Source organism: Parabacteroides chinchillae (assembly GCF_900108035.1).
In the GTDB taxonomy this organism is placed as follows: domain Bacteria; phylum Bacteroidota; class Bacteroidia; order Bacteroidales; family Tannerellaceae; genus Parabacteroides; species Parabacteroides chinchillae.
In genome coordinates this window covers 63,819-72,493 of sequence record NZ_FNVS01000019.1, presented here as the reverse complement: position 1 = coordinate 72,493, position 8,675 = coordinate 63,819, and the positions used below count along the sequence as shown (strand labels likewise).

Sequence of the window (8,675 nt, the reverse complement as noted above, 5' to 3'; positions counted from 1 at the left end):
AATGCTGCCTGCATTGACCGCATGCAACGACGACAACGAACCGGAAAAAGACCCCACCACAGGACACACCCTGACACTTACGCTCAAAACCGGTGTAGAAGCCATACCGGAGACGAGAGCGCTGATCCGAGAAGCAGCCCCGGAAAGCGAAGCCGCGCAAGCTGGCTTCTACTACGAACTGGTATCGAGTGATGCGGACAGCGTTGCTGTTTCCGATCCGATGACCAAAGCGCCAACAACGCTGAAGAACGTCTACGCCCTCCTTTTTAAAAGTGACGGAACATTCAACGGCAGAACCAACATCGGAACCATGACGGCAAACACAGACAAAGTAGTAACCTTTACAAACGTGGCAGACCCGGCAGCAACAAGTTGCCGACTGGTGATTGTAGCAAACGACAATGCAGCAACAAACAACTACGCCAGCACGGGAGGAACAGGAAACTTTGCGAACTTCACAGGAAACTATGCAGCCTTTCAAGCGCTGGTGATGACGAACACGATCAGTTCGGATGCAGACGTACCCTATGCCGGAACGGCAACGGTGAATTTATTTGCCGGTGGAGTAAACGCAACGACATCCGTACAGCTCTACCGCACGCTGGCGAAAGTAACCCTAAGCAATACTTTCAGCATAACGGGAGGCCCGGCTCGCAGTTCTATTACCTTATACAATGCCGGCTCCCGTCGTTTTGCCACACAGGGCAGCGACAATTACGATGGGACAGGAACAACGCAAACCTCCTCCTTTGTTGCAACGACAGCCGGAAGCAATGCCAACAGCAATGTCTGGTATGTAGGAGAAAACATCCGCCCGGCGGGAAGTAGTATCTCTTCGGCGGCAGACAGAAACAGCAGCAAAGCACCGGCCAATGCAAGCTACATCAGGATTACATCGGCTGCAAAATCAATAGTGAACACCGTCCCTGCCATTGGAGAAGAATATATAAAGAACGGAACGGAAACATTCAGCTATGACATTTATCTAGGGAAAAGCAACAACCTGACAGACTTCTCACTCCGCCGCCATACCAACTACACGATAACATCCACGGTAAGCGGAACGCTGGCTGCACAAGAATATCTGGCAGCAAACGATGGGAGGGTGACGATGGATGTATCCAAACAAGCCGTTGGATTATGCATCGGCCTGCTTGGAGGGGCAAGCGGCTACAAGACTGGCACAAGTGTTGCATATACTATAACCGGGAGCTACACGAAGATGTTGCTGCTGGCTCCAACATCAACCAATAAAAGCGGAATGAACTGGTCGGACGATGAAACCACCCAATACCAAACAGAAAGCCGGAAATACTGGGACCACACCTATACATCAGCCAACATAGAGAAAGGATCCGGATACGCTTACGACTATTGCAACAGCCTGAATGTAAACGGAGAGACAGGATGGTATCTGCCAACCCAAGCGCAGCTGATGGCTATATGGGCCATGCTGCAAGGGATAGACAACGGGAAGTTTAAAGAAGAATATACAACGGCAATCGGTTACCACTGGTCATCCACGGAGGGAAATTCGAAAAGCAGCTATCTGACAAACCTCTATACCGGCGAAACGAACACCTTCACCGACGGCAAGGCGGGTAGGTTCTCTGTGCGTTGCGTAAAGGATGCAGGGCAGCCATTAACGGAAACACCCATGGCTACCACCATTAACGGCTATCCGGTGATAGACCTGTCGGCACTGAATCCGCTGGGCTGTTTGCTATCTCTTTCGGAAGCAAACAGCCGGCGCGAAGCCATGCATGCATGCACTCCTGGCAATACGGAATACCTCTCTGTTGGACAGGCTGTCTCCAATCATGCCGGTACATGGAATGCAAAGATGTCCACCCGCTATCAGCTGATGAGGGACAAGCTGACTAATAGTAGCGGAGGAACTTCTATGACTTGGGCAGATGCATGGAATGCCTGCAAAGCCTACTCGGGAGAAGGAGGAACAGCCGGACAATGGCGCCTGCCTACACAACGGGAATTACAGATGATTTGGGTGCTACACCCGCAACTGGTAGGCAAAGGAGGCTTCATTGCAACCAATAACAGCTTCTGGACAGCCACTGAGGGCAGTGATGGCAAAGCCGGTAACGCCTGGGCTGTAAATCTCTACTATGGCACTACGAACCGCTCCATCCCCAAGACAAGTAACTACTCCGTTCGCTGCGTGCGGGATATTTAAAACTTATCCGGATAGAATTTCTGGAATATCCCCTTATTTAAAGTGGGATTTATCCCAAGCATATACTTTCGGAGATTCTTTCAGGAAAGGCAAAACCCTTTCCCTGTCGTCTTTATTAAGATACAGGGGAGTTGTGTAAGTTGCAGTCAGAGTTAAATCATCCGGAGCCAGTGCATACTTAATCAGATGCATATCCAAAAGAGAGATAGCGGTGCGAAAGGCATCGCTATTTTTATCTGCATTATCGCGGATAAACCAATCCGGCGAGACGGGAGTCAGCAAATCGGCAGTATCCAAGGGTTTCCAATCAGTTGTAAAAAACTCTACTTTGCTATCGGCAACCGGCCCGTTCACTGTTGTCACCATGCAAATGATATTTGTCATATTAACAAGAGGCAAAAGTTTCATCTCAACCGTACTGCGCTCTGTAACCTGAAGTAAAAGATAGTTGTCCGTAAGTTTCAATAAGGTGGAATACCCGTTCATTGTATTCTTCAGCTTAGCCTCTTTACCGGAATTATAAAGTTCTACAAGGTCTTTACGCCAGGCATCATCCAATTGGGGGATATTTTGATCCGGCATCGAAACAAACAAAGCGTCTATATTTTGTGCTTTTACACCCACAACCAACACGCAAAACAATATCGAAATAAATAAATGTCTCATACTATATTCTGATTCTATTCAATAATCTGTTGCATTTTATGCTGTTTACAAATTTACGCCGTAAAGATATTTCTTTTCGAGCTACTTTCCATATATAGATTTATAAAAAACCAGAAGAGAGAAACGGAAGCTACCGCGTACCCCAATATAAAAATATCATTCCTAAAAGCACAAGGAGTAAATCGATCGCTTTGTTCTTCAAGTTCTTTTCGTGGAAGAAAATAGCACCGGCCGCAAAAGTAACAAGTACATTACTACGGCGTACCATAGAAACAATTGAAATCATAGAATCCGGATAACTCAAAGCATAAAAGTATACCCAATCGGCAATACAAAGAAAAACGGAAATAAAAATAATATTCCATCTCCAAACAAAGGGAGTACTTTTTTTCCGTTGAGGATACCACAGCAAAAGGAGTATAAATAGCATAATGATGCATTGGTAGATATTAAACCATACCTGTACGGTCATCACATCCATCGAATGCATCAGATGTTTGTCATATAATCCGCTCAAAGCCCCGGTTATGATGGATAAGACAGTAAAGAAAATCCATTTATTATGAGTAAAACGGATCCCTTCTTTCCTGCCGGAGGAAGATAAAAGATAAAAAGAAGCTATTGACAGCAATACGCCAATCCATTGATATAAATTAAGCCGTTCTCCAAATATGAGCATAGCTCCCAACAGCGTTAATACCGGTTGACTGGCTTTGATTGGCCCTGTAATAGTAAGAGGAAGATGTTTTAAAGCAAAATAGCCGGAGATCCATGAAGACAAAACAATTACAGCTTTAATAAATACAGCTATGTGATCTGCCAGCGGAACACGAGGAACATAGAGCATTGTCCCATCCAACACATTGGTATAAAAAGATAATATGATAAACGGAACAAATATCATACTACTTATCAATGTATTGAAAAACAGTACAGGTATTACGGCATTCCCATTTAATGAAATCTTTTTATTTACTTCATAACAACCTAAAAGGAATGCCGAAAGAAATGCCAATGCAACCCACATAACAGTAAATTAAATATTAAACAGATGTTCAGGATAAGTCACATTCACAAGGAACAAAGCATGGCCGGGAACTGAGATTCCTGCTTTACAACGATCTTTCTGCTCAATAACGTTACGGAAACCTTCCAATGTTAACTTGCCGCGTCCTACTTCCAGCAATGTTCCCACTATTGCACGTACCATATTGCGAAGAAAACGGTCAGCCCGGATTGTAAAGACCCACACATCACCGTCCTGCAGCCAACCGGCTTCATAAATACGGCAGTTATTTGTTTTTACATCCGTATGTAATTTACTAAAGCTGGTGAAATCTATATAATCGAATAATATCCGGCATGCATCATTCATCCGTTCAAAATCAATCTTTCCGGACATCTTATAAACCAAATCATAATTAAACGGATCTTTCTTCGTCGTAATGTAATACTTATATGTCCGTGATGTAGCATCAAAACGGGCATGAGCATCGGGGATCACCGGAACAATCCGATAAATTGCAATGTCCTTTGGTAAAAGACGATTAAGTTTTTCCTCTAAAAAAGACAAATCGGCAATCTCATCTTCCCAATCAAAATGAGCCACCATTAAACGTGCATGCACTCCCGCATCGGTACGCCCGGCTCCAACAACAGGAACTGGTTTACGCAAAAGTGTAGCCAAGGCCCCTTCTATGGATTGCTGAATCGTGATACCATTAGGCTGTATCTGCCAGCCATTAAAATTCTTACCGTTATATCCCAAATAAATAAAATATCGTCTCACGTAATGATGTTTTAGAGGTGCAAAGGTAACAGAAATCTCTCCCGGACATTGCCCGTACACTCAAAAAAGTGTAAATTCGCGGACTATTTACAGTACATCTAAACAAACAATTATGTTCGAATCATTGCTTCAATCTTCTTATTTTGCGTTGTTTCTGATTATTGCACTCGGATTCATGTTGGGCAGAATACAAATCAAAGGGCTTTCTTTAGACGTTTCTGCCGTTATTTTTATCGCTTTATTATTTGGGCATTTCGGAGTTATCATCCCCAAAGAATTAGGCAACTTCGGGCTAGTGTTGTTTATATTCACAATAGGTATACAAGCGGGTCCCGGATTTTTCGACTCATTCAAATCAAAAGGTAAAACATTAATAATACTTGCTTTACTGATAGTCGGCTCTGCCAGTCTTACAGGCTTAGTTTTCAAATATATTCTTGGAATAGATACACCTAGCCTTGTCGGACTGATTGCCGGTGCACTAACCAGCACTCCGGGTTTGGCCGTAGCGATAGACTGTACGCAGTCATCCTCTGCTTCCATAGCTTATGGTATTGCTTATCCTTTCGGTGTTATTGGAGTAATTCTATTTATTAAATTATTACCAAAAATACTCCGTAAAAACATGATGGTAGAAGCAAAAGTGCTGGAAGCTCAGCGAAAAAGTAAATATCCTCCATTACATACTGCCACTTTTCGTATTACAAATGCACATATTTTCGGAAAAAGTCTGGCACAGATGCAACTTCGTGCTATGACAGGAGCCGTGGTTTCCCGTATCAAACATGACGGAAAAACCAGTATTCCTGCAGGCCAGACAATTTTAAACGAGGGTGACTTGATTAAAGCTGTAGGCAATGACAAATCACTTGAGCAAATGGCTATACTTGTAGGTGAACGTATTGAGAATGATCTTCCTTTTGGCAGCACCCAGGAGTTACAATCATTATTGGTTACCAATAAAGAGGTTATCAACAAAAGCTTAGGTTACCTGAATTTACAAAGTACTTTCAATTGTACAGTAACACGAGTACGCCGAAGCGGGATAGACCTGTCGCCCGAACCTGACCTGGTTTTGAAATTCGGAGATAAGCTACTGGTTGCCGGGGAAAAGGAAGATTTAAAAGAATTAACCCGTATTTTTGGTAATGACGAAAAGAAATTATCTGACACCGATTTCTTCCCCATCGCAACGGGAATCGTATTAGGCGTATTATTCGGCAAACTAAACTTGTCTTTTTCCGATTCTTTTTCATTCTCTCCGGGATTAACAGGAGGTATTTTAATGGTAGCTTTGGTTTTAAGCGCAATTGGAAAAACGGGACCAATTATCTGGTCTATGTCCGGAGCTGCTAATAACCTGTTACGTCAATTGGGGTTATTATTATTCCTTGCAGAAGTTGGAACATCTGCAGGAGTAAATCTTGTATCTACCTTCCAGGAAAGCGGATGGACATTATTTGGGGTAGGTCTTGCAATTACGATGGTACCGATGATCATTGCTGTCACATTCGGTTATTTTGTATTTAAAATAAACATTCTCGATTTAGTAGGAACTATTGCCGGAGGTATGACCAGCACCCCAGGACTGGCTGCTGCCGATTCGATGGCAGACAGCACTGCTCCAAGTGTTGCTTATGCAACAGTATATCCTATAGCAATGGTTTTTCTTATTTTGTTTATCCAGTTTATAGCAAATTTAATTATCTGAAGCCGGATACTAAAAAAAAGTCGGTCATAGACTATATAACCGGCTTTTTTTAAACTCCATAAAACATTATAAATGAAATATTATTTATACATTTGTAAGACAAACTTAAACCGATTGCGGTATGTATACAAATGTAGAATCAGACCTTGCCCTTAATTTCATCCAGTATACCGGGACCAACTTATTTCTTACAGGCAAGGCAGGAACAGGAAAAACCACTTTCTTGAAAAAGTTAAAAGAACTCTCGCCCAAACGCATGATTGTAGTAGCTCCCACAGGAGTTGCTGCCATAAACGCAGGAGGAGTAACAATCCATTCGTTTTTCCAACTTCCTTTTGGTCCTTATATTCCCAATAATAACGGAAATACCAATCAACAACAAAACAAATTCAGTAAAGAAAAAATAAACATCATCCGTAGCCTTGACTTATTGGTAATAGATGAAATCAGCATGGTGAGGGCAGATTTGCTGGATGCTGTAAGTGATATACTCAGAAGATTTAAAGATCACAATAAACCTTTCGGAGGCATACAGTTACTTCTTATCGGTGATATACAACAACTAGCCCCTGTAATTAAAGAAGAGGAATGGAATCTGCTAAAAGAACATTACGCATCTACATTCTTTTTTGATAGCAAGGCTCTTGCTGAAAGCAATTATTTATGTATAGAATTGACACATGTTTACAGACAAGATGATGATACATTTATCCAATTACTAAATAATATACGCGAAAATCATTTTGACGATAATACATTGAATTTATTAAACCAACGCTATATTCCCAATTTTCAGCCCAAAGATAAAGACGGATATATCACTCTGACAACCCATAATTATCTGGCACAGCAAATAAATAATAAAAAATTAGACGAATTACCCGGGCAACTTTATACATTCACCGCTGAAATAAAAGATGATTTCCCTGCATATTCTTATCCAACTGAGGAAACATTAGAATTAAAATGTGGCGCTCAGGTCATGTTTGTAAAAAATGACTCTTCCACAGGACGGAGGTATTATAACGGAAAAATCGGAAAAATTGTCTTCATCAACAATAATAAGATAATCGTATCAGACGAGTCAGGCCATGAAATCAATGTTGAAAAAGAAAAATGGAATAATATAATATACACTATAGATAACGAGTCCAAGGAAATAACGGAGACTATTTCAGGAACGTTCTGTCAATATCCGCTGAAAACGGCCTGGGCCATTACAATTCATAAAAGCCAGGGATTGACATTTGAACATGCCATTATCGACGCCGGTGCAGCATTCTCGCACGGACAGGTATATGTTGCATTAAGTCGTTGCAAAGCACTGGAAGGAGTGGTTTTAAGTAATCCGATCACTCGCAACGGCATAATAAATGATTATCGCATACAAGATTTTATTTCATCCATAAATCAAAAACGCCCTGATAACAAACAATTTCAGGAAGCACAACGGAATTACTTCTTAAAACTAGCAACTGAGTTATTTTTATTTGGAAGTATCCAACTACGGTTACAGTACGCATCACAAGTAATTTTCCACTATTTGCAAAAGCTATATCCGGAATTGTGTAACCTTTATGCCACAACAAAAGAACAATTCCGTACAAATGTAACTGAAGTAGGTGAACGTTTCCGGCAACAACTAACCCGTCTTATTTCAGAATACCCTAATAACTACCAAGAAAATAAAATCATACAAGAACGTATTCAAAAAGGCATAGCTTACTTCATAGACGAAAACACAAAATATTCGGTTCCATTACTTAAAGCCTCCCATATAGAAGTAGACAATAAAGAAGCACGCAAAAGCATAACCCGCGCGGTAGATAGTCTGGCTGAAGAGTTTAGAATAAAAATTCAAACACTAAAAGCTTGCCAGGATGAATTTAGTGTTATACGCTATTTAACAGCTAAAGCGAAGGCTAGTATGGAACAAACATCTCGTATAACCAGAAAAAAATCCGAAAAAGTTTCTCTCAAAGAAGATGAAAGTACCGTAAATACAACTGATATAAAAAATGCAACTCTATATTTTCAACTCCAGAAATGGCGCAAGGAAAAAGCAGCTGCAAAAGAATTGCCGGTTTATACCATTTTACAACAAAAAGCCATAATAGGTATATCCAATGTTTTGCCATCAAGTAACAAAGAATTATTATCAATTCCGGGTATAGGAAAAAAAATCATTGAAGTATACGGAGATGAGTTATTAAAAATTGTATCGCAATATAAATAGTAAAGCCGGGAAAATTCCCGGCTTTACTATTTACCTTCTATAATTCACAGTCTATTATTTTTTTGTTTTTCTACTATCG

6 protein-coding genes are annotated in these 8,675 nt (G+C 41.1%); 3 read left to right on the top strand and 3 right to left on the bottom strand.

Annotated elements, in window-relative coordinates:
* Window positions 1–2,194 (top strand): Lcl domain-containing protein (locus C4S38_RS13790; RefSeq protein WP_103984170.1); only part of this gene is annotated, 2,194 nt, incomplete at its 5' end.
* 33 nt (window positions 2,195–2,227) lie between these two features.
* Here C4S38_RS13790 and C4S38_RS13785 read toward each other — a convergent pair.
* The 3 genes from C4S38_RS13785 to truA form a co-directional block, all read right to left on the bottom strand.
* Window positions 2,228–2,860 (bottom strand): DUF3256 family protein, encoded by a 633-nt coding sequence (locus C4S38_RS13785; protein WP_103984169.1) that lies wholly within the window; start codon window positions 2,858–2,860, stop codon window positions 2,228–2,230.
* A 130-nt stretch (window positions 2,861–2,990) separates the two neighbouring features.
* A complete protein-coding gene (locus tag C4S38_RS13780) occupies window positions 2,991–3,887 on the bottom strand; it encodes a DMT family transporter (RefSeq protein WP_103984168.1) in 897 nt (298 codons plus the stop codon).
* Between the two features lie 9 nt (window positions 3,888–3,896).
* Entirely contained in the window at window positions 3,897–4,649 is a 753-nt protein-coding gene (gene truA / locus C4S38_RS13775) for a tRNA pseudouridine(38-40) synthase TruA (protein ID WP_103984167.1), read from the bottom strand.
* 112 nt (window positions 4,650–4,761) lie between these two features.
* Between truA and C4S38_RS13770 the strand changes: the two genes are divergently transcribed.
* Both C4S38_RS13770 and C4S38_RS13765 read left to right on the top strand, forming a co-directional pair.
* Entirely contained in the window at window positions 4,762–6,360 is a 1,599-nt protein-coding gene (locus C4S38_RS13770; RefSeq protein WP_099465493.1) for an aspartate:alanine exchanger family transporter, read from the top strand.
* Window positions 6,361–6,481: 121 nt separating this feature from the next.
* Window positions 6,482–8,596 carry an HRDC domain-containing protein gene (locus C4S38_RS13765; RefSeq protein ID WP_103984166.1) on the top strand — a complete coding sequence of 705 codons (2,115 nt, stop codon included), beginning with the start codon at window positions 6,482–6,484 and terminating at the stop codon, window positions 8,594–8,596.
* Window positions 8,597–8,675 lie beyond the last annotated feature (79 nt).

Excerpts from the sequence above, each read along its gene's own strand:
- C4S38_RS13785 (WP_103984169.1), bottom strand. The coding sequence starts at position 2,860 with ATGAGACATTTATTTATTTCGATATTGTTTTGCGTGTTGGTTGTGGGT.
- C4S38_RS13780 (WP_103984168.1), bottom strand. The coding sequence starts at position 3,887 with ATGTGGGTTGCATTGGCATTTCTTTCGGCATTCCTTTTAGGTTGTTAT.
- C4S38_RS13770 (WP_099465493.1), top strand. The coding sequence starts at position 4,762 with ATGTTCGAATCATTGCTTCAATCTTCTTATTTTGCGTTGTTTCTGATT.
- C4S38_RS13765 (WP_103984166.1), top strand. The coding sequence starts at position 6,482 with ATGTATACAAATGTAGAATCAGACCTTGCCCTTAATTTCATCCAGTAT.